The following is a 20,137-nucleotide window of genomic DNA, read 5'->3' as shown; positions in this document are numbered from 1 at the left end:
AGGGTGCGCTCCCACAGATACGAAACCCTTACGCGCTGCGGCGAGCCGCCTTGGCGTCGTCGGAGCGCAGCATTTCAATCTGCTGCAGGTACTGCTGATCCAGGCCGGTGACGTATTCGCCGGAGAAGCACGAGGTGTCAAATTGCTTGAGCGATTCGTTGCCGTCCTGCACCGCCCACACCAGATCCGGCAGATCCTGGTAGATCAGCCAGTCAGCGCCGAGTATCTGCTCGACTTCCTTCTCGGAGTGGCCGGCAGCCACCAGCTCGGAAGCGGCAGGCATGTCGATGCCGTACACGTTCGGGTAGCGCACCGGCGGTGCGGCAGAGGCGAAAAACACGTTCCTGGCGCCGGCGTCGCGCGCCATCTGGATAATCTGACGCGAAGTGGTGCCACGCACGATGGAGTCATCCACCAGCAGCACGTTCTTCTTACGGAATTCCAGCTCCACCGGGTTGAGCTTGCGGCGCACGGATTTCACGCGCTCGCCCTGCCCCGGCATGATGAAGGTGCGGCCGATGTAGCGGTTCTTGACGAAGCCTTCGCGGAACGGCACGCCCAGCGCTTCCGCCAGCGCGGACGCTGCGGTACGCGCTGTGTCGGGAATGGGAATCACCGCTTCGATACCGTGGTCCGGACGCTCGCGCAGGATCTTCTCCGCCAGCTTCTGGCCCATGCGCAGGCGGGCCTTGTACACCGACACGTTCTCGATCATCGAGTCCGGACGTGCGAGGTACACGTATTCGAAGATGCACGGCGCGTGCACCGCGCTTTCTGCACAGTGGCGCGCGTACAGCTGGCCATCGTTGGTGATGAAGACAGCCTCGCCCGGCTCCACGTCACGCAGGCGCTTGAAACCAAGGATGTCGAGCGCCACCGACTCGGAGGCGACGGCGTATTCGCGGCCTTCCGGCGTCACACGCTCACCGAGCACCAGCGGACGGATACCGTTGGGATCGCGGAAAGCCAGCAGGCCGTAACCCAACACCAACGCGATGCAGGCGTAGCCACCGCGCGCACGCTGATGCACGCCAGCCACGGCCTTGAAGATATGGTCCGGCGTCAGCGCCATGCGGTCCTGGATCTGCAGCTCGTGCGCCAGCACGTTCAGCAGCACCTCGGAATCCGAATCGGTGTTGATGTGGCGACGGTCGTCTTCGAACATCTCGCGGCGCAGCGTCTCGGTGTTCACCAGATTGCCGTTGTGAGCAAAGGCGATGCCATAAGGCGAGTTCACGTAGAACGGCTGCGCTTCGGACGAGCCGTCAGAACCGGCCGTGGGATAGCGGCAGTGGCCAATGCCGATGCGCCCGTGCAGCCCGCTCATCGCGGTCTGGTTGAACACGTCGCGCACCAGTCCGTTGCCTTTGTGCAGGCGAAGGCGCGCGCCGTCCACAGTGGCGATACCGGCAGCGTCCTGGCCGCGATGCTGCAAGACGGTCAGACCGTCATAGAGGGACGCGGCGACCTCACTGGTGCCGACGATGCCGATGATTCCGCACATGGTTGAAAGCCTGTAATTAGTAGCTGGTTGCCGAAGCGGCCGTGGTTGCGGCAGCGGGATGGTTTTGGTGACCGGTCGCTGGTAAAGCGCCCGGGATACCCGCCGGCAAGGCGGGCAAATGGTCAAGTACCGCTGGGGGATTGAGGTAGTGGCGGACACTGTCCGGCACTCGCTCGCCCAGCCACGCAGCCATTCCCTTGAACTGCGGCAATAACACCGATTCGTGCCACCACGGGTCGCGTATGAACGCGGTAAACCCGAGCAAGAACACCGCAAGCGTCACCAGCAGCACGCCGCGCGCAAAACCGAACACCATGCCGAGCAGACGGTCGGTGCCGGACAACCCGGTACCCTCCACCAGCTTGCTGACCAAAAACCGCAGCAGCGCTCCTGCAATCAACACGGCAAGAAAACAGATGCCGTATCCCACCAGAATCCGCGCCGAAGGCAGCTGGATGCTGTGCTCAAAGTACCCTGCCACGCTCGGACCAAACGTCCAGGCTACCCAGAACGCCGCCGCCCATACCGCCAGCGCCAGCACCTCTGAAATGAGGCCGCGCCACAGTCCGATCAAGACCGAAACGCCCAATATGGCAACAATGATGTAATCGGCCCAATTCACCGGGTCACCTCACCGTGTCTGGTTCAGATAGACGCTCACGGGGCGGTGACGACGTTGCCGTCCACACCAAGCTTGGTTTTGATCTGGTCGCGAATGCGCACGGCATCGGCGCGCTGCGTCTGCGGGCCCGCGCGCACGCGCCATAGCTGCTTGCCGTTGGCATTTACCGTATCCACATAGCCGTCGAAACCGTTGGCGCGCAGCTTGTCGCGCAGCACATTGGCGTCAGCCTGGGTGCCCATGGCGGCCACCTGCACGGCCCAGCCACCGGTACGGGCCGGAGCTGCAGCGGCGGTGGTGGCAGCCGGCGCGTCATCCTGTGCCGGCGTGGTGGCGCTGCCTTCCAGGCGGGCCGGAGCCCCCGGAATGGTCTGGGTGATCTTCAGGCGCGCTGCCTCGGCGGCGGCACGCGACTCGAACGGGCCCGCCGTGACCATGGTCAGCTGCTTGCCCGCCTGGCTGATGGAGCGGCCCGATGCCGGATAGCCCAGGGCGCGCACACGCTGGATCAGGCTCTGCGCACTGGCGGTCGACGCATAAGCGCTGAGATTGATGGAGTACTGGCCATGAGCCGCCGTCGCGGGCGGCGCCGTGGACTGCGACGGCGCCGGGATAGCTGGGCTGCTCGCCGCCTGCTTGGCCGCGGCGGTCGCTGCTGCGGCAGCGCCCTTGGTCTGGGCCGGAATCATCGGTTGTGCCGCACTGGAGCCCGGCTTGGTGACCGTGGTCGGCTCGGGCTTCTGACCGGCCTGGGGGTCCGTCTCCACATCGCGCGGGCGGTTGGAGCCGATATTCACCGTGGCCAGCTGATCCGGCGAACCCACCGGCGTCGCATTGGCAGCCGGGGTCGGCACAGACACAGCCGGCTTGGATGCCGGCGCTACGGTAGAGGCCGGCGCCGCACCCGGCGTGAGGCTCATCGTCTTGGTCTGCAGATCGCGATCGGGTGCTGGCGGAATGGCCAGGCTTACCGATTCGTCGCCACCCGTAGCCGGAGGGTTGCTGGAGAAAAACATCGGCACAAACAGCACAGCCAGCGCGATGAGTACGGCAGCTCCCAGCAGACGTGTTTTCAAGTCGGGCTCCAAACGGCAGGGGGTGCGAGGACGGGCGCGATTATACCTGTCCCGGTCGCCGCTCAGGCCGTCTTCGGGCCACCCGATTCAGCAAGCACCGCCGCCGCGACAAAAAACGAGCCGAAAGCAAGCACGCGTTCGCCCGATTGCGTGGCGGCACGCGCGGCCGCCAGCGCCTCCGCCACGTTCGAGTGTGTGTCGTAACGCGCATCCGGTAACGCCAGCATCAGCTGTTCCGCCAGCACAGCGGCTGGCAGGCCGCGTGGCGTGTCCTGTTCCAGCCCCGCCAGATGCCAATGGTCGATGCGCGCACCCAGCGCACGGATCACGCCGGCCACATCCTTGTCGGCAAGCGCGCCATACACGGCATGGACGCGGCCACCCGGGTTCGCATCGAGCCATTCGGCCAAGGCCCGTGCAGCCTGAGGGTTATGGCCCACATCCACCACCAGCGCGGGGTCGCCGCCTAGCGACTGCAGCCGCGCCGCTACATGCGCGCCACGCAAACCGGTGGAGGCTGCATGGGCGAGGTCGCTGTTTGCCAGCGTGTTGTCCGTCAGCTGTAACGCATGCAAGGCCGCGATGGCGGCAGCCGCGTTGGCGTATTGCACCGGCGCAGCGAGTACCGGGTCGGGCAAGGTCAGCGCCGTGCCGTCGCGATGACGCCACTGCCAGCCGCCCGCGGGCAGACGGTCCACCATGAAGTCCACGCTGGCCCGCTCCACAACCGCGCCGGCGCGGTGCAAGGCATCAAGCAACCCTGCCGGTGGATCAGACTCGCCGACCATGACCGGGCGTCCCTTGCGCGCAATGCCTGCTTTCTCCGCGCCAATGGTGTCGCGATCAGGGCCGAGCCAGTCCATGTGATCGAGATCGACAGTGGTTACCACCGCGACATCGGCGTCGATGATGTTGACCGCGTCCAGCCGGCCACCCAGGCCGACCTCGAGCACCGCCACATCAAGACCGGCGCGCGCAAACAGATCGAGCGCCGCCAGGGTGCCGAACTCGAAATAGGTCAACGGGATCTCGTCGCGCGCCGCCTCGATGCGCTCGAAGCTGGCGATCAGCGCCTCATCCGTTGCGTCGGCGCCGTCCACGCGAATGCGCTCGTTGTAGCGCAACAGATGCGGTGACGTATAACAGCCCGCGCGCTGGCCGGCCGCCGTTAGCATGGCTTCCAGCATCGCCACCGTGGAGCCTTTGCCATTGGTGCCGCCCACCGTGATCACGCGCCGCGCAGGCGCGGGCGCTCCCATGCGTTGCCACACGGCACGCACGCGATCGAGCCCCAGCTCGATGCTGCGCACGTTCACGCGTTCCTGATAGGACAACCATTCGTCGAGAGTACGAGTCATGCGGAAATACTTTCGCTGTAGTCAGGCGTCGATGGGACGCAGCCAGAAACGCAGGCGGTGGTCGGTGGGCGCCAAGGCATCGAGCTCGGTCCAGTCCAGCGTGCAGAACATGTTCTCCTGCCGCTGATAGCCGCGCTTCTGCCAAAACGCATCGTTGGGCCGATAGTCCTGCGGGCGGCGCGGATCGTTGGGCGCGCGCTCCACCGCGCAAAAGGCGGTCCAGTGGTACCCCCGCAGCTCGCGGGCGTGCGCTTCGCGCAGATCAAAGAACCGATGGCCGATGCCCTGCCCCCGGTACGCCGGCAACAGCACGGATTCGCCGAAATAGAACACGTCGCTCAGCAGCATGCCGCGCTCGACAAACGGCTGTTGGATAGCAGGTATCTCATCGGCCAGCGGCATGCCGGTCGAACAGCCCACCAGCTCATCGTCATCCCACGCCTGTACGAACACGCTGCGTTTGGAACGCGCATAAGCGTCGAGATATTTATGCTCGTATGCCATATCCCCGCCATACAGATAGGGATAGTCGCGGAATACCCGCATGCGCAGCGTCGCCAGCGCTTCCAGATGCGGGCGCACGGTGTTGCCGATGCTGGTGATGATGCGCACGCTCATGACTTAGCGCTCCGTCACCTGCGCGATCCAGTCCTGCAGGTTGTAATAATTGCTGACGCGGGCAATGCGGCCATCGCGGATATCGAAGAACGCACCGCCCGGCAGCACGTAACGCTGGCCACGCGCGGGTGGCAGCCCTTCGTCGTCGGCCAGATATTCGCCATGCACCACGTACTCGGCAGCGGCACGGGTGCCGTCATCGCTGATCATCAGCACCACGTCGCGCAGTTGCTCGCGGTAGCAGCGGTTCATGCGATCCAGAAAGCGCCGGAAGGTGTCACGACCGGATTCACGATGACCCTGATTGATGTCGTGGGCCACGTCGTCGGTAAGGCAGCCAAGCATGGCCTCCCAGTCGCCACGGTTGAAAGCCTCGTAGTAGCGCTCGATCAGTGCACGGCTGGGGGACATCATGGCTTCCTGCGCAAAGTCGGGCGCACAGCTTAAAGCATGGACCCCTGCCCCGTTACGCTGAACCAAGCCTTGGGGTGACGAATGTCCCTCGTCCGGCCGCGCCGCGCCTGCCATAGTCGCCCGGGCCGCCGCGGTGAACGCCACGCACTGCCGCCTTCTGCCCGCCAACGCCGTGGCTACTCACGACATGTTGAGCCCTTCAGGAAGAGAGCCAGCCTCATGATTCGTCACGCATGCATCTGCATTCTCGCTTTGGCCACTACCCGCCTTGACGCCGCCGAGGCCGCTCCCACGGTCTTTGCGCCAGGCGTGATTTCTGGCCCCCAGCACGACAGTGCACCGGCCTTCACACCGGATGGACGCACGGTGCTTTTCTCGCGCAGCGCCGATGGCAAGCACTCGACCATCCTCGTGAGCCATCTCGATAACGGGCATTGGTCACCGCCGGTCACCGCCCCGTTCTCCGGCCAATGGAGCGACATGGAGGCGAGCATGTCGCCTGACGGGCGCTTCCTGGTGTTTATTTCCAACCGCCCGAAAACACCGGGCGGCAAGCCGCTGGACGGCTTCTTCATGGGGCGCAGCTTTCCCGAAGGCGGCGGCAACCTCTGGATGGTGCGGCGAGAAGGCAACGGCTGGGCTGCGCCGGTGCGGCTGCCGGACATACTCAATCGCAGTGATTCCACCTTCGCACCCAGCGTTACCGCGGATGGCACGCTTTACTTCATGCATCCCGGCGACGACCTGAAGCATTTCAGGCTTTTTCGTTCGGCCTACGTCAACGGCACGTATCAGGAACCGCAGCCGTTGCCGTTCAGCGACGGCACCGTTACCGATGTAGACCCTGCGGTCGCTCCCGATGAATCCTTCGTGGTGTTCGGCTCGGGTCGCGTGCCCGCACGTCAGATCGATCTGTTCATCGCGTTTCGTGACGGCGGGCAATGGGGCACGCCGATCCATCTCGGCAACGTGGTGAACAGTGCCGGCTCCGACGCTGAGGCTCGCCTCAGCCCCGACCATCGCACGCTGTATTTCGCCAGCGACCGGCTTACCGACGCTCCATCCGGTTCAACACGTGCCGATTGGGACGACGGCAAATACAACATCTGGCAGGTGTCGCTGCAGCCCTGGCTTGACGCCCATGCCAAGGCCGCTCACCCATGATCAGCTGAACCAGTGAATGCCGGTGGCTCTGAGCGCCCAATACATGCCAAGACCCGTCCAGAACATTTTCTTCAGCGCCCGCCCGGCGAGTAGCGCCACCAGCAGGCCCAACAGCAGCGGCATGTGCTTTTCCAGCGTGCTGCGCGTGTCATTGATGATGTTCATGTGATCCCCTCCCGCACCTTATTGGTGCGGGAGAAATGATCCGCCCTGCCCACGTCGGCAGGCAGGGCGGCACGTCAGCCATCGCTTATGACAACCATCACAAGGGCGTGCGGCGCAGACGCAGCGCGTTGCCGACCACCGATACCGAAGAAAGGCTCATCGCCAGCGCCGCGACCATGGGCGACAGCATGACGCCGAGCACCGGATACAGCATCCCCGCCGCCAATGGCACACCGACGGCGTTATAGACGAACGCAAAGAACAGGTTCTGCCGAATGTTGCGCACGGTCGCCTGTGACAGCGCACGCGCCCGCACGATGGCGGTGAGCTCGCCCTTCACCAGCGTCACCTGCGCGCTCTCCATCGCGATATCGGTACCCGTACCCATGGCAATACCGACGTCGGCCACCACAAGCGCCGGCGCATCGTTGATGCCATCGCCCGCCATGGCCACACGGTGGCCTGCCGAACGCAGCGACTGAATCACCGCCGCCTTTTCTGCTGGCGAAACGTCGGCATGCATCTCATCGATGCTCAACGCATCCGCCACCGCCTTGGCCGTGGTGACGTTGTCGCCGGTCAGCATGACAATGCGCAGGCCCGCCGCATGCAGATCGCGAATGGCCTGCGGCGTACTCGCCTTGATGCGGTCGGCCACGGCGATCAACCCGGCCAGCACACCGTCCACCGCGAGATACATCACCGTTGCGCCTTCGGCGCGCAGTGCATCGGCACGAAGCTGCACGTTCTCCGCAAGCGCAATGCCACTATTGGCCAGCATGCGCGGATTGCCCAGCGCCACCGCGTGGCCAAGCACCGAGCCTTCCACACCAGCGCCCGTGATGCTGCGGAAATCCTCCACCGCCGGCACGCGAATACCTCGCGCCTCCGCGCCCTGCACGATGGCGCGGCCCAGAGGATGCTCGCTGGGCTTTTCCAACGCCGCCGCCATACCGAGCAACTGATCGAACGGCAACGCGCCGAGACTGACCACGTCCTTCAAGGCCGGCTTGCCCTCGGTGAGCGTGCCGGTCTTGTCCAGCACCAGCGTATCGATACTGCGCAGCGCCTCGATGGCAGCCGCATCGCGAAACAGCACGCCATGCTGCGCAGCGCGGCCACTGGCGACCATGATGGAAATCGGCGTGGCCAGACCAAGCGCACACGGGCACGCAATGATCAGCACCGATACGGCGGCGATCAACGCATAAGCCAGCCTGGGATCCGGCCCCAACCACGTCCACAGTCCAAACGCCAACACCGCCACGGCCACCACGACAGGCACGAACCACGCCGCTACCCGATCGGCCACACGCTGCAACGGTGCCTTGCTGCGCTGTGCCTGCGCCACCAGCGTCACGATTTGCGACAGCATGGTTTCCGCACCCACTTTCTCCGCACGCATCAGCAGTGCGCCATCCTGATTGACGGTACCGCCGGTCACGCGCTCATCCTTGGTTTTGCTCACGGGCAACGGCTCGCCGGTGAGCATGGACTCGTCCACGTGACTGTCGCCTTCGAGCACAACGCCATCCACCGGCACCTTCTCGCCGGGACGCACACGCAGTGTGTCTCCCGCATGCACGGCATCCAGCGGCACATCGTGTTCGATGCCATCCGCATCGACTCGCCGCGCCGTCTTCGGCGCCAGACCAAGCAAGCCCTTCAGCGCGGCGCCGGTGCGGCGGCGCGCACGCAGTTCAAGAAAATCGCCAAGCGTAACCAGGGTGACGATCACCGCCGCCGATTCGAAGTACACGCCGACGCGGCCATGCATATCGCGGAAGCCTTCCGGGAACAGTGAAGGAGCAAGGAATGCGACCGCGCTATAGGCCCACGCCACGCCAGTGCCCAAGGCAATCAACGTGTACATGTTCGGCGACCACGGCTTGAGCGACTGCCAGCCACGCGCGAAGAACGGCGCGCCGCCCCACAACACGACCACCGTCGCAAGCAACGCCTCTATCCACGACGCCACGCTGCCCCACGACATGGGGAGCTGCCAGCCAAACAAGTGAGGCCCCATCGCCAGCAGGAACACCGGCAACGTCAGTGCCGCCAGCGACCAGAAGCGTCGCGACATGGCGCGCAGTTCGTGGCCGTCATCCTCATCGAGGGACGGCATCATCGGCTCCAGCGCCATGCCGCATTTGGGGCAATGGCCCGGGCCGACCTGCTGCACTTCCGGATGCATGGGACAGGTGTAGATGGCACCCGCCACCACGGGTGCCGGCGGCGCATCCGCTTGCAGATAGCGTTTCGGGTCGGCGAGGAATTTCTCTTTACAGCGCGAGGCACAGAAGTAGTACGTCTGACCTTCGTAATCCGCCTGATGAGCGGCTGTCGCTGGATCAACGCACATACCGCACACGGGATCTTTGATAGCCGATGCGCCGTGGCTGTGATGATGACCAGCGTGGTCATGCCCCGCATGGTGATGCTCGCCATGATGATGGGCATGTGCGGTAGCGGCCGCCGGTGCATGACCACCACAGCATGACTTGGTAGCGGACTCAGGCTGCCCTTCCCCGCCAGCGTGGTGATGCTCACCTTGATGATGGGCATGCGCTGCAACGGCATCGGATGTGCTGCCGCCACAACATGCCTTGGCGGCGGATTCGGGCTGCGCTTCCTTGCCGCTGCAGCACGCGTGCTTCTCCATGCTCATGCCTCGCCCTCCTGGTCGGCCAACGCGCGAAGAATCGGGCACTCGTCGGGCTCACCATGCCCCGGGCAGGCGTCGATCAGTTGCTCCAGTCCATCCCGCACGCGGGTAAGTTCGGCAATGCGCTCGTTGATCGCCGCCAACCGGTCCTGCGCGCGCTGCTTCACCGCCTTGACGCCGCGATGGCGATCCGCGGACAGCGCCAGCAAGTCGCGGATCTCTTCCAGCGTAAAGCCGAGATCCTTGGCGCGACGAATAAAGCGCAACTGCCGCACTGCGCCCTCGTCGTAGCTGCGATAGCCCGACGCGCGCCGCAGCGGCTCAGGCAGCAGCCCTTCACGCTCGTAATAACGAATGGTGTCGATTGCCACGCCGGCGCGCTTGGCGACGGCACCGATGGTCATGGGGGTATGGGGCGTGTTCATAGGACAAGTCTAGACCTTTGATCTAGGTCTAGAGTCAAGTCATTTCTTCCGTGCCCAACTGTTGTCGAGCGTCCTTAACCTTGGCACTGAAGCCCATTACCTTGGCACTGGCCCTTAACGATGGCACTGGGCAGCCCGAATATTTCGGGGGCTGGTTTTCGCTTGAACCCAGCCACGCAAGCCGCTGGTGGCGATTCGTCAGCCGGAATCTCGCGAGCTGTTCTGCGACGCAATGACTGCGCGAATAACAAACGAGATACGTTCATCGTGTGCGCTTGGCCTGATTCGGCCTGAGCGTTCGAGTTCGACAAGCCCATGGAGCGTTGCCCAAAACGTTTCGGTCGCGACGTCTGTATTGGCGCAGAACGGCGTTACGACAGTCGCAAGCGCCTCGAATGCAGCGCGCAGTTCTGGCCTGGTTTCGGCTTCAGCGAAACGCAGATTCGTCGGGAGTACAAACATCGCTTCGTAGAGTGCGGGCTGACGTAGCGCGAAACTGAGATAAGCCGCAGTCGCACGTTCCAGGGCGTTTTGCGGACCTGTCGCTTGACGCTCCGCATCCCGAAGCGCTACGCCGAGTTCCTGGAAACCCTCAACGGCGACCGCCGCCACGATCGCATCCCTGTTCTCAAAATGTGAGTAGAGGACGGGCTGGCTGTATTCGATTTCTTCGGCCAGGCGGCGAATGGTTACGGCGTTCCATCCTTCGCGCTCGGCGATCACGCGTGCCGCGGCAACGATGCGCGACTCGCGTTCCGCCCGGTGCCTGCCTTTGCGCTCGGCGATGCTCAACGTCTGTTCTCCCAGGCCACGATGGCCGGTCTGTCGCCGCATGATATTGCAGCTTGATATTCTAGCACTGCTAGTATATATTCTTCCGCTACAAACCACCCATAGGACTCGTCGATGAACTTTCTAGCGATTGGACTCGCGCTGCTCCTGGCTCTCGGGATCATCGCGATTGGCACCCAATACATTTTGACCCCCACGGCTGCGACGCGGAGTTTCGGTCTGCCCCTTCCAGAAAGCGGCGCCAATACGCCGTGGTGGCTTCGTCTCAAAGGCGTCCGCGACATCGCTGCGGGGTTGACCGTGCTGGCCTTGCTTGCCTGCGACACCCCTCGTGCGGCCGGCATCATCCTGATCGCGGAAGCCGCCATTCCTGTCGGCGACATGCTGCTTGTCCTTGCCGCGAAGGGCTCCGCCGGAAAGGCGTTCGGCATGCACGGCGTCACCGCCTTGGTGATGGTGCTGACGGGTACGGCCCTGGTGATGGGAGTTCATTGAGATGATCCATGCACTCTCAATCTGGCTCCTCGCCGCCGGCTTCTTTGGCGCGGGCTTGGTGAATGCGATCGGCACGCCGACGACGCGAAGCGATTTCGCGCGGTGGGGTTACCCGAACTGGTGGGGCCGCTTCACCGGCGGACTGGAAATCATGAGCGCCGTGCTGATTGCGATTCCCATCAGTCGCGTCGTTGGCTTGGCGCTTGGGGCAAGCATCATTGCCGCTGCGGTTTTGACGGTGCTGAAACACCGCGAATTCAAGCACCTTTTTCCAGCCAGTGCCTTTGTCGTCGTGATCGCGCTCGCAGAGCTCTCACTTTGAGAGCGGATCACGTCGAGCTCCCGCATCAAGCCTCCCGAATACCTTCGAGCGATACCTGCGTTCGAAGCACACACCCCAACCTCCGGCCCACTCCGAAACAAGCTCTCTGGGTTCCTCTCAACAAACAATGAGGAGTACACCATGCTCGACCATATCGGACTTCGCACCAATCAATTCGATGCAGTTGTGCACTTTTATGAGACGACGTTGGCGCCCCTTGGCTACGTAAAGCGCTTCGCATGGGAAGGAGGCGCAGGATTTGGCCGCAATGATGGCTCACCCGCACTATGGATCCATGCATCAGAGACTAAGCCGTCGGGTATCCATATCGCCCTCACCGGGGCAGACCATTCCGCAGTCGACGCCTTTTACATTGCCGCTCTCGGCGCCGGGGCGATCAATAACGGCGAGCCAGGCCTGAGAAAGGACTATCACCCGAACTACTACGCAGCGTTCGTGATAGATCCAGACGGCAACAACCTCGAAGCAGTTTGTCACGCCGCACCGTAACCACGGCAGATCGCTGATGTGATCTGAAGATTATTGGCGCGGCTCATGCTGAGGGCCTCTCTCCGGCCTGATGCCAATCATCGCCACTGACTGCATTGAGGAATATGACCATGACAACATCCGATAAAACAAAGAGGGCACGGGCCATATGGACAGGTGTCTCGGGGCTCTTGCTGGGTCTGGCGCTGACGATCAACGCCTATGGACAGTCGCCAAGCACGTCCACATCCGACACCTTGAGCGGACTTGCTGCGACAGCGTATGTCATCAAGTTCAAGGTCAAGCCTGGTAAGAACGCCGATTTTGAGAAAGCGATCGGCGAGATGATGACCGAAGTTCGCGCGAAGGAATCGGGAAATATCTACTGCGATCTACTTCATCTTTCGAACGACCCCCAAGCATACGTAATCGTCGAGCGCTACAAGAATGGGGAGGCAAGCAAAGAACACAGTGAGAGCGCGCACATAAAAAAGCTTGGAGCAGCTCTGAGCAATGGCTTGCTGGAAGGCCCTCCCGAGCGTCAGGAACTCGTGTTCATCCGATCGAAGTAGTCACCCTGGAATGACTCGCGGCATCACCCATGGGTACCAGCATCCGGGCTGCATAGCGGTGCTGGTACCTGCCTCAGGTTCCCTATGCTCACCCGCGTTACCGGCTGACTAGAGATGATGAGCGCCGTTCTGATTGCGATCTCTGTCAGTCGCGTGGTTGGCGTGACGCTTGGGGTGGTAATTGTTGCGGCTGCCATTCTGACCCTTCTACGCCACCGCGAATTCACACACCTTGTTCCGCTTGGTGTCTTTGTCGCTGCGATCGCGCTCGGAGTTGTCTCGTTCCCCACCTAGCTCAACCAGTTGAACCACTGTGGCTAGTGAAGTCCACCTCATTGCTTCGGATAGCGAGCGCGCACTGGCCCTGCCGGCCACAACCCCAACTGACATTTCATGGGGCCCTGTAACCAGGCCAACGCCTTTGCGTGCATTGGTTGCCTATGGTATCGAGGTGCACCTCCAGCGCAGTCCCGCTAATTACCTCAGAAGTAATTGAAGGGATTCCTTCGACGGCTCAAATTTACATCCACTCGGACGCACCTTCCGCCGAGAAATGCACATCGATTTTCTGGATTTCATTTGGGAGATATAGCCATGTCGAACTTCCCCGTTCATAGCCTTCATTCAGCCCCAGAAGCTTCCAAGCCGGCCTTGGAGTCCCTGCAAGGCGCTTTTGGATTCATTCCTAACATCGCCGGCGCCATGTCGACGTCCTCTGTATTGATCAAGAGCCTTGTTGGGCTGTTTGGCAATGTGCATGGAGGCAGCTTCTCCGAACCGCAGGTTCAGGCGGTTCTGCTCACCAACGCCGTCACCAATGCATCTACGTGGGCGGTAGCTTTCCATACCGCGCTCGCACTCGAGAATGGTCTCGACGCTACCGACGTAGAGGCGATTCGTGATGGCGATATGCCCAAGGACGCCAAGCTTGCCGCGCTTTCCCGGTTGGCAAAGACTCTGATCGAAAAGAGGGGCCGTCTCAATGAACGTGATAAGCAAAAGTTTTTGCGGGCGGGCTTCGGAACCGATCATCTTCTCGAAGTGATTGCCATAGTCGCCGCGTCGACCATCACCAATTACACCGGAAGCGTGACCCAGCCGCCTGTGGAGAAGGCATTCCAGACGCACGCCTGGACGGCATACTAATCCTCTGACCGTAGGCGCTGCAGCGGGCATCGATGCATTGAATGTCATCGCATCGATGCCTCGTGGTATCGCCGCAAACAAAAGTACCAGTGAGTACTGTGCCTCATAGGTGGATAGCGCAATGAATACGTCGCATAAACATACTCATGATGCCGGCACCACAAACGCTCTAGGTCCTTTGATGCGCTACTGGCGAGCGCAGCGTGGCAAGAGTCAATTCGACCTATCACTCGATACGGGCATATCGCAGCGCCACATCAGCTTTATCGAAAGTGGCCGAAGCAATCCTAGTCGAGAGGTGCTGATCGACATTGCCCTCGCGCTTGAAGTCCCGTTACGCGAGCGAAATGCCCTACTCCAGGCTGCCGGATTCGCTCCGATTTATACCGAAAGCCCGCTCGAAGCTCTGGAGATGCAAGGCTTGCGAAATGCGATAGAACGAATGCTCCGACACCACGATCCATTTCCGGCCATCGTCATGGACAGGTATTGGAATGTCCTGATGACCAATGAGTACGCACCCCGCTTTTTCAACTGCTTTTTCGACACATCGAAGCGTGACGGCCCTCGCAACATGCTTCATCTCATCTTTGATCCAAAGGGAATGAGGCCGTTTGTGAGCGATTGGGAGCGTACGTCACGTAGTCTCATTCGACGCGTCCATCACGAAGCGGTGGGAAGCATCATTGACGAGAAGACGGAGGAATTGCTGCAGTCACTCAAAGCCTACTCAGATGTTGGCGACGACGAGAAGACATGCGCCTCAGAGTCCTATACGCCTACCACCCCTGTCATACCGCTTAGCTTTGTGAGAGAAGGGGTAGTTTTGAACTACTTTTCCTTGGTTACAACTGTCGGCACTCCCCAGACGATCAGTGCACAGGAACTTCGTATCGAGTGCATGTTTCCCGCTGACGAAAGCACCGAGACGAAACACTTGCAGATGCTTGGTCACTAGCTCAATACAATCTTCTTCCAGGAGTCGCATATGTTACGACGCCAGTTTCTCCGACAAGCCGGTGGCGCAATGGCCATGGCAGCCACCGCATCCATCTCGGCCATGGCTGCGCCGGCGAGAAGTTGGCTAGCGCTCAACCAACCTGCGTCCAAGCGAATCAGCGACACCATGACCGATCAAGCCTTCACCATCCGATTTCATAACGACTTGAGAAAGGACCTTCGGCAGCGACTTGCACAGACGCGCTGGAGCGACGCGGTTACGACAGACTGGCTTTATGGCATGAACGGTTCGTTCCTGAAGGACCTCGTGCGTTATTGGTATGGGGCTTACGACTTCGATGCGGCCGAAAAACGGCTGAACGCTCTGCCTCTATTCCGGGCGAACATCGGAGGCTTCGGCATCAGCTATATCCATCTGAAGGGACGAGGGGCCAATTCCAAACCGCTACTTTTGATGAACGGATGGCCATCCAGCTTCGTCGAGTATGGAAAACTCGCGCCGATGCTTGCGAATCCCAGGGCCTTTGGCGGCACAGAAGACGACGCCTTCGATCTGGTGATCCCGGCGCTTCCAGGGTTTGGTTATTCAGATCGACCCACGCGCCCTTACCAAGTGAATGCCGAAGATCTGTTTCATGCCTTAATGACTGAACATCTCGGCTACACGCGATATGTCGCCTCGGGGACCGACATTGGTGCTGGCGTCGCAACGCGATTGGCATTGAAGCATCCGGACAGCGTGATGGGCATACACATTTCGGCAGTGGTTGATCCGCCGCTGACGGTGGCGTCAGCGCCGCTTTCCGATGGCGAGAAGGCCTATCAGGCTAGTGTTTCCCGCTGGGAGGCAGAAGAAGGCGCTTACGAACATCTTCAAACCACGAGGCCACAGACGCTGGCCTTTGCGCTCGCCGATTCTCCCACAGGCCTCGCCAGTTGGATTGTTGAGAAGTACTACTTCTGGAGCGACCACGGCCACGATCTGCTGCAAACATTCCCGCTCGACATGCTTATCGATAACCTGATGATCTACTGGGCGACGGGAACGATCGGATCGTCCATGCGTTATTACTACGACAGTCGTCACTTTCGCCCCAAACTTCAGGCGGGTGATCATGTCAGCGTGCCTACCGCCATCTGCATGTGGCCCAAGGACTTGGTGACAGCGCCCAAGTCATGGGCAGAGCGCTTCTACAATGTTCAGCAATATTCTCATCAGAAGTTTGGCGGTCACTTCCCTGGTTGGGAAGCGCCTATTGAATATGCCGAAGATCTCCGTCAGTTCGTCAGGGGCTTGCGCAATCTTTGATCAGGCAACGACTTGTCATGAATCGTCATAACAACAAGCATCAGGAAGCGCCTTGATGAAGGGCGGAAGATGGAGATGCTTGCTTCCATGGGATAGGGTTTTGCACGTTGGCGAAATGGCGCGACCGGCTGGCGTCTTCAAGCTATTTAGCGCCGCTGCGCCTAGTCTAAAATCGCCGCCCCCAAGAATGAGACCATTCCCTTGCGACGCCCCCTAGATACAAATGCGGTTCTGATCATGACCGTCTTGTGCGCGGTCTGGGGGTTCCAACAGGTTGCCATCAAAGCGATTGCTGCAGACGTGGCCCCCGTCATGCAGATCGCCGTTCGTTCCGGCATCGCCGCCGTATTGGTGTTGGCTGCCGACCGACTGTTTGGCTCGGCTCGCTGGCTCCGAGGCTCGAGTGTCGCCGGTTTGGTGGCAGGTGCCCTGTTCGCTGCCGAGTTCCTCTTCGTTGCCGAAGGCCTGACTCGAACGACGGCTGCTCATATGGCAGTGTTTCTCTACACGGCGCCCCTCTTCGCGGCGCTGGGCTTGCATGCGTTTGCACCCGGGGAACGGCTATCGCCCCTCCAATGGTGTGGCATTGTGATCGCATTCGCGGGCATCACCGCGACCTTCCTGCTGCATGGAGGCACATCCAACTCACCCAATGCGGACAGTTCGCTGCTGGGAGACCTCATGGGCATCTGCGGCGGGGCGGCGTGGGGATTCACCACCGTGGTCGTCCGCACTTCCACCCTGAGCCAGGCACCCGCCGCGCAGACGCTTTTCTATCAGTTGGCGGCGGCATTTGTCGTCTTGCTCGCCGTGGCGCTTGCCAACGGACAGGCAAGCGTGACCTGGACGACTCCCGTGTGGATGAGCCTCGGTTTCCAGGCAATCATCGTGTCATTCGCAAGCTACCTCACATGGTTCATCCTGCTCCGCCGCTACCTCGCTGCTCGACTTGGGGTGCTCTCGTTTCTCACGCCGCTCTTCGGCGTCGCGTTTGGGCATGTGTTCCTCAACGAGCCTGTCGACATGAGCTTCGCCGTGGGCGCGATTCTGGTGCTCGGCGGCGCATTCATCGTCAACGGCGAATCCTTGCTCCACTCGCTATTTCGGAAAGTAGAGGGGGTGTAGGTGTATGAACGTCCTGGTCGCTTACCGGATGAGTAGGTTGGCGTAGCACCCCTGCATTCGACTGATCTGAATAGATCTCGATAATTTCGGCCCGCATTCCTTTCCCCAGAAGGCGACTGATGGCTGCCACCTATCCTGCCCGCGTTGGGTCGAAAGCGGACGTCCATGTCGTTCTTTGTTTGGCACCGCGTGTTTACTCGCGCGGGCGCAACTCGCGTATGCCCTTTCCGAGCCGCCTGCGCAGCAACGTACGTAGTGTCACGCCATCGGCATAGCCGACCTGTTCGGCGATCTGGTCGACACTGAATTTGCTGGTCTTCAGTAATTGGACGGCCCGTTCGATTCGTAAATCCTGGATGTATTCGACTGGCGTCTTGCCCAATACGCTATCGAGGCGCCGCGACAGCGTGCGCTTGCTGGTACCGAGCGCTTCGGCGATGGCATCGAGCGTCAGCGTCGAATCCAGGCGTTCGCGCACCCAGCGATCGAAACGCTCGACCAGCGGATCGGAATGAGCGAGGTGATCGGAGATCACATAGCCCGACTGAGATAGCCGCGAGTCCCATACAAGGTATTTGGCAACGAGCGCCGCCAGTTCAGGGCTGTTGTTGCGGATCAGCCACAGCGCAAGGTCGAGATGGCTGAGTGCCGCACCGGCCGTCACCATGGTGCCGCTTGGAACGACGAGGCGATGCACATCGAGACACACCTCCGGGTAGCGCTGCCGAAACACCGGCGAGAGCCACCACGTGGTGGTGGCTTCACATCCGGCCAGCAAGCCGCTTTCGGCGAGCACAAAGGTGCCGGTACAGGCTGCCGCCAGGCGGGCACCGGCGTCGTGCCATCGACGAAGCACGCCGATGGCATCGACGACATCGTCGCGCCCAAGCGTGGGCAGGAGTCGCTCGACCACGATGTCGGCCAGTGCCGGCACGATCACCCAATCGGGCACGGGCATGTCGGCGATTTCGCGTACGGGCACTTGCAGCCCGAGCGCGGTATGCACCTGCGGTCGAACTCCCACCAGGGTCACGTCAAAACCCGGCGTGGACACCCCCGTCCATTGCGCAAGCGTATTGGCCGTCGCCAGCGCGTCGAGCACGGTCGTGAGGCCGGTGTCGAACATGCCTTCCAGGGCAAGTATGGCAATTCGCATGGCTCAATCAATACCAAAGATGTCAATCGCGCCAGTATTTGCGCAAACGACTGATTTGTAAAGTTCTCCCCACTGCGCAGCCAACCAAACCCATCCTGGAGAACGAAGACCATGAAATGTGCATTGTTTGTCCGGCTCGAAGCCAAGCCGGGTAAGGAACAGGCGGTAGCGGACTTTCTTGCCGCCGGCCTGGAATTAACCAATCGCGAGGCGGCCACGCCGATCTGGTTCGCCCTGAAGCTCTCGCCCACGACGTTCGGCGTCTTCGACGCCTTTGCAAATGAAGAAGGCCGTCAGGCGCACCTGAAAGGCGACATGGCCAAGGCCCTGATGGCGCAAGCCAGCGAGCTGCTGGCCACCCCGCCCTCGGTGGAGCCGATCGACGTACTGGCGATGAAGAACAAGCTGCCTTGATGTCTTTGCGCCTCAGTACATCGGCGCGCGAGTGCAACCTGCGGCGCGCGTATGCCGACATGTGGTCGGAATGCATCGGCATCACGACGTAAAGGGCATCGGGTTGAAAAGACCCTGTGGGAAGCATGCGGCCAAAGCGATCCATTCGCTACGGCCAAATCGGCGTGATGTCTGAGGCGCTCTCTTCAATACCGGTCGACGACCGTCACTACTCACTTTTTGCCCGATGGCAACTCACACGAGAAGAACGCCGGGCTGATTCACATTCCTCTGGAGGTTGAAATGCTCACGCTACGAAAGAAGATTGCCGTTGCCTTGCTGCTTGCCCTGGGCGGCACGATGGCTCACGCCCAGCCGAAGCCGGCTGCGAAAGATATTGTCATTGTCCATGGCGCGTTGGTGGATGGATCCGGCTGGCGAGCCGTCCATGACATCCTGACCAAGGATGGTTTCCACGTGACCATCGTGCAGGAGCCGCTGACAGGATTGGCGGACGACGTCGACGCCACCAAGCGCGTGCTGGATCAGCAGAGCGGCCCTGTCGTGCTCGTCGGTCACAGCTACGGTGGCTCGGTGATCACGGAGGCTGGTGCCGATCCGAAGGTCAGCGCACTCGTCTATGTGTCCGCACTGCAACCCGAAGTCGGCGAAGCCAGCGGTCAACTGCTGTCAAAGTTCGCCGCGCCCAACGACGCCATGCGCGCAACGCCGGACAAATATTTCTATCTTCCGGCGGCCAAATTCCGCGAAACCTACGCCGCGGATCTCTCGCCTTCGGACGCGCAGTTCCTGGCGGACTCCCAACAGCAGCTCGCACAAAAGGCATTGGGCGCACCAGTCACGGCAGCGGCGTGGCACAACAAGCCCAGCTACGCCATTCTCACGACCCTGGATCACGTGGTGAGCCCGCAGTTGCAGCGATGGATGTATCAGCGCTCGGGCGCCAAGGTCACCGAGCTTGCCGCAAGCCACGCTTCCTTCGTCGCACAGCCAGCTGCTGTGGCACGGGTGATCGAGAGCGCAGCTAAGCAGACGGACTGACAAGTGCTACCTCGATGAGGGACATGTCTCCTTTGTGCTGATGAATTGCATCACCGCAAAGCGACATGCCCTCATTGCAGGCGCGCGCTGTGACTGTCACATCGCCACAGCCGCATTTTGACCAGTTTGGCTGACATCTGATTTGTCGACGAGTGGACGCGTCGTTCCGTCTACCGACCAGCCAAGCATGTGCGTTCGGCGCGACTGAAGCACAGACGTTGGCACGCAAACCCGCGCGCACTTTTCGCCATACCTGCGACCTCGCACGCACAGGGGCATCACCTCACTCCCAGGTCGTGCTCCCC

The 20,137-nt window shown here is 61.4% G+C and carries 22 protein-coding genes; 11 read left to right on the top strand and 11 right to left on the bottom strand.

Features of this window, described 5'->3' with window-relative positions:
• Positions 1-28: 28 nt before the first annotated feature.
• The 6 genes from purF to OQE56_RS01195 form a co-directional block, all read right to left on the bottom strand.
• The gene (purF, locus tag OQE56_RS01220; RefSeq protein ID WP_267220751.1) at positions 29-1,504 is read right to left on the bottom strand and encodes an amidophosphoribosyltransferase; all 1,476 of its coding nucleotides are present in this window, start codon (positions 1,502-1,504) and stop codon (positions 29-31) included.
• Positions 1,505-1,520: 16 nt separating this feature from the next.
• Positions 1,521-2,126, bottom strand: a complete 606-nt coding sequence (locus OQE56_RS01215) for a CvpA family protein (RefSeq protein ID WP_267220749.1) — start codon at positions 2,124-2,126, stop codon at positions 1,521-1,523.
• A 35-nt stretch (positions 2,127-2,161) separates the two neighbouring features.
• Positions 2,162-3,202, bottom strand: a complete 1,041-nt coding sequence (locus OQE56_RS01210; protein WP_267220748.1) for an SPOR domain-containing protein — start codon at positions 3,200-3,202, stop codon at positions 2,162-2,164.
• A 62-nt stretch (positions 3,203-3,264) separates the two neighbouring features.
• The gene (gene folC / locus OQE56_RS01205) at positions 3,265-4,560 is read right to left on the bottom strand and encodes a bifunctional tetrahydrofolate synthase/dihydrofolate synthase (protein ID WP_267220746.1); all 1,296 of its coding nucleotides are present in this window, start codon (positions 4,558-4,560) and stop codon (positions 3,265-3,267) included.
• 21 nt (positions 4,561-4,581) lie between these two features.
• The gene (locus OQE56_RS01200) at positions 4,582-5,178 is read right to left on the bottom strand and encodes a GNAT family N-acetyltransferase (protein ID WP_267220743.1); all 597 of its coding nucleotides are present in this window, start codon (positions 5,176-5,178) and stop codon (positions 4,582-4,584) included.
• Positions 5,179-5,181: 3 nt separating this feature from the next.
• Entirely contained in the window at positions 5,182-5,589 is a 408-nt protein-coding gene (locus OQE56_RS01195; protein WP_267220741.1) for a ketosteroid isomerase-related protein, read from the bottom strand.
• 222 nt (positions 5,590-5,811) lie between these two features.
• Between OQE56_RS01195 and OQE56_RS01190 the strand changes: the two genes are divergently transcribed.
• A complete protein-coding gene (locus OQE56_RS01190; RefSeq protein WP_267220739.1) occupies positions 5,812-6,756 on the top strand; it encodes a hypothetical protein in 945 nt (314 codons plus the stop codon).
• On the opposite strand, the gene OQE56_RS01185 is transcribed toward OQE56_RS01190, so the two are convergent.
• The 4 genes from OQE56_RS01185 to OQE56_RS01170 all read right to left on the bottom strand — a co-directional run bounded on the left by OQE56_RS01185 (position 6,757) and on the right by OQE56_RS01170 (position 10,803).
• On the bottom strand, positions 6,757-6,921 hold the full coding sequence (locus OQE56_RS01185; protein ID WP_267220737.1) for a hypothetical protein: 165 nt from the start codon (positions 6,919-6,921) through the stop codon (positions 6,757-6,759).
• 97 nt (positions 6,922-7,018) lie between these two features.
• A complete protein-coding gene (locus OQE56_RS01180; RefSeq protein ID WP_425601592.1) occupies positions 7,019-9,583 on the bottom strand; it encodes a heavy metal translocating P-type ATPase in 2,565 nt (854 codons plus the stop codon).
• Positions 9,584-9,585: 2 nt separating this feature from the next.
• Positions 9,586-10,011, bottom strand: a complete 426-nt coding sequence (locus OQE56_RS01175) for a MerR family transcriptional regulator (RefSeq protein WP_267220734.1) — start codon at positions 10,009-10,011, stop codon at positions 9,586-9,588.
• Positions 10,012-10,209: 198 nt separating this feature from the next.
• Entirely contained in the window at positions 10,210-10,803 is a 594-nt protein-coding gene (locus OQE56_RS01170; RefSeq protein WP_267220733.1) for a TetR/AcrR family transcriptional regulator, read from the bottom strand.
• A 114-nt stretch (positions 10,804-10,917) separates the two neighbouring features.
• Here OQE56_RS01170 and OQE56_RS01165 point away from each other — a divergent pair, with 114 nt between their 5' ends.
• The 8 genes from OQE56_RS01165 to OQE56_RS01130 all read left to right on the top strand — a co-directional run bounded on the left by OQE56_RS01165 (position 10,918) and on the right by OQE56_RS01130 (position 17,221).
• Positions 10,918-11,298, top strand: a complete 381-nt coding sequence (locus OQE56_RS01165; RefSeq protein WP_267220731.1) for a DUF4267 domain-containing protein — start codon at positions 10,918-10,920, stop codon at positions 11,296-11,298.
• Between the two features lies 1 nt (position 11,299).
• Complete coding sequence (locus OQE56_RS01160; protein ID WP_267220730.1) at positions 11,300-11,620, top strand: DoxX family protein; 321 nt, start codon at positions 11,300-11,302, stop codon at positions 11,618-11,620.
• 141 nt (positions 11,621-11,761) lie between these two features.
• The gene (locus tag OQE56_RS01155) at positions 11,762-12,130 is read left to right on the top strand and encodes a VOC family protein (RefSeq protein WP_267220728.1); all 369 of its coding nucleotides are present in this window, start codon (positions 11,762-11,764) and stop codon (positions 12,128-12,130) included.
• 110 nt (positions 12,131-12,240) lie between these two features.
• Entirely contained in the window at positions 12,241-12,681 is a 441-nt protein-coding gene (locus OQE56_RS01150) for a putative quinol monooxygenase (protein ID WP_267220726.1), read from the top strand.
• 594 nt (positions 12,682-13,275) lie between these two features.
• Positions 13,276-13,827 carry a carboxymuconolactone decarboxylase family protein gene (locus OQE56_RS01145; RefSeq protein ID WP_267220724.1) on the top strand — a complete coding sequence of 184 codons (552 nt, stop codon included), beginning with the start codon at positions 13,276-13,278 and terminating at the stop codon, positions 13,825-13,827.
• A gap of 121 nt (positions 13,828-13,948) precedes the next feature.
• A complete protein-coding gene (locus OQE56_RS01140; RefSeq protein ID WP_267220722.1) occupies positions 13,949-14,785 on the top strand; it encodes a helix-turn-helix domain-containing protein in 837 nt (278 codons plus the stop codon).
• 30 nt (positions 14,786-14,815) lie between these two features.
• On the top strand, positions 14,816-16,096 hold the full coding sequence (locus OQE56_RS01135) for an epoxide hydrolase family protein (RefSeq protein ID WP_267220720.1): 1,281 nt from the start codon (positions 14,816-14,818) through the stop codon (positions 16,094-16,096).
• A 237-nt stretch (positions 16,097-16,333) separates the two neighbouring features.
• On the top strand, positions 16,334-17,221 hold the full coding sequence (locus OQE56_RS01130) for a DMT family transporter (RefSeq protein WP_267220718.1): 888 nt from the start codon (positions 16,334-16,336) through the stop codon (positions 17,219-17,221).
• Positions 17,222-17,414: 193 nt separating this feature from the next.
• On the opposite strand, the gene OQE56_RS01125 is transcribed toward OQE56_RS01130, so the two are convergent.
• On the bottom strand, positions 17,415-18,377 hold the full coding sequence (locus tag OQE56_RS01125) for a GlxA family transcriptional regulator (protein WP_267220716.1): 963 nt from the start codon (positions 18,375-18,377) through the stop codon (positions 17,415-17,417).
• 111 nt (positions 18,378-18,488) lie between these two features.
• On the opposite strand from OQE56_RS01125, the gene OQE56_RS01120 reads away from it, so the two are divergent.
• Both OQE56_RS01120 and OQE56_RS01115 read left to right on the top strand, forming a co-directional pair.
• A complete protein-coding gene (locus OQE56_RS01120) occupies positions 18,489-18,791 on the top strand; it encodes a putative quinol monooxygenase (RefSeq protein WP_267220714.1) in 303 nt (100 codons plus the stop codon).
• Between the two features lie 282 nt (positions 18,792-19,073).
• Positions 19,074-19,832: an alpha/beta fold hydrolase gene (locus tag OQE56_RS01115; RefSeq protein WP_267220712.1), complete on the top strand. Its 759-nt coding sequence runs from the start codon at positions 19,074-19,076 to the stop codon at positions 19,830-19,832.
• The last annotated feature ends 305 nt before the right edge of the window (positions 19,833-20,137 follow it).

This window comes from Dyella silvae (assembly GCF_026421305.1).
GTDB lineage: Bacteria > Pseudomonadota > Gammaproteobacteria > Xanthomonadales > Rhodanobacteraceae > Dyella > Dyella silvae.
Note: the sequence above shows the minus strand (reverse complement) of the source record. Positions and strands in the feature narration are given on the sequence as shown.

Excerpts from the sequence above, each read along its gene's own strand:
- OQE56_RS01120 (WP_267220714.1), top strand. The coding sequence starts at position 18,489 with ATGAAATGTGCATTGTTTGTCCGGCTCGAAGCCAAGCCGGGTAAGGAA.
- OQE56_RS01135 (WP_267220720.1), top strand. The coding sequence starts at position 14,816 with ATGTTACGACGCCAGTTTCTCCGACAAGCCGGTGGCGCAATGGCCATG.
- OQE56_RS01160 (WP_267220730.1), top strand. The coding sequence starts at position 11,300 with ATGATCCATGCACTCTCAATCTGGCTCCTCGCCGCCGGCTTCTTTGGC.
- OQE56_RS01145 (WP_267220724.1), top strand. The coding sequence starts at position 13,276 with ATGTCGAACTTCCCCGTTCATAGCCTTCATTCAGCCCCAGAAGCTTCC.
- OQE56_RS01180 (WP_425601592.1), bottom strand. The coding sequence starts at position 9,583 with ATGGAGAAGCACGCGTGCTGCAGCGGCAAGGAAGCGCAGCCCGAATCC.
- OQE56_RS01115 (WP_267220712.1), top strand. The coding sequence starts at position 19,074 with ATGCTCACGCTACGAAAGAAGATTGCCGTTGCCTTGCTGCTTGCCCTG.
- purF (WP_267220751.1), bottom strand. The coding sequence starts at position 1,504 with ATGTGCGGAATCATCGGCATCGTCGGCACCAGTGAGGTCGCCGCGTCC.
- OQE56_RS01185 (WP_267220737.1), bottom strand. The coding sequence starts at position 6,921 with ATGAACATCATCAATGACACGCGCAGCACGCTGGAAAAGCACATGCCG.
- OQE56_RS01155 (WP_267220728.1), top strand. The coding sequence starts at position 11,762 with ATGCTCGACCATATCGGACTTCGCACCAATCAATTCGATGCAGTTGTG.
- OQE56_RS01195 (WP_267220741.1), bottom strand. The coding sequence starts at position 5,589 with ATGTCCCCCAGCCGTGCACTGATCGAGCGCTACTACGAGGCTTTCAAC.
- OQE56_RS01150 (WP_267220726.1), top strand. The coding sequence starts at position 12,241 with ATGACAACATCCGATAAAACAAAGAGGGCACGGGCCATATGGACAGGT.
- OQE56_RS01125 (WP_267220716.1), bottom strand. The coding sequence starts at position 18,377 with ATGCGAATTGCCATACTTGCCCTGGAAGGCATGTTCGACACCGGCCTC.
- OQE56_RS01175 (WP_267220734.1), bottom strand. The coding sequence starts at position 10,011 with ATGAACACGCCCCATACCCCCATGACCATCGGTGCCGTCGCCAAGCGC.
- OQE56_RS01130 (WP_267220718.1), top strand. The coding sequence starts at position 16,334 with ATGACCGTCTTGTGCGCGGTCTGGGGGTTCCAACAGGTTGCCATCAAA.
- folC (WP_267220746.1), bottom strand. The coding sequence starts at position 4,560 with ATGACTCGTACTCTCGACGAATGGTTGTCCTATCAGGAACGCGTGAAC.
- OQE56_RS01200 (WP_267220743.1), bottom strand. The coding sequence starts at position 5,178 with ATGAGCGTGCGCATCATCACCAGCATCGGCAACACCGTGCGCCCGCAT.
- OQE56_RS01140 (WP_267220722.1), top strand. The coding sequence starts at position 13,949 with ATGAATACGTCGCATAAACATACTCATGATGCCGGCACCACAAACGCT.
- OQE56_RS01165 (WP_267220731.1), top strand. The coding sequence starts at position 10,918 with ATGAACTTTCTAGCGATTGGACTCGCGCTGCTCCTGGCTCTCGGGATC.
- OQE56_RS01190 (WP_267220739.1), top strand. The coding sequence starts at position 5,812 with ATGATTCGTCACGCATGCATCTGCATTCTCGCTTTGGCCACTACCCGC.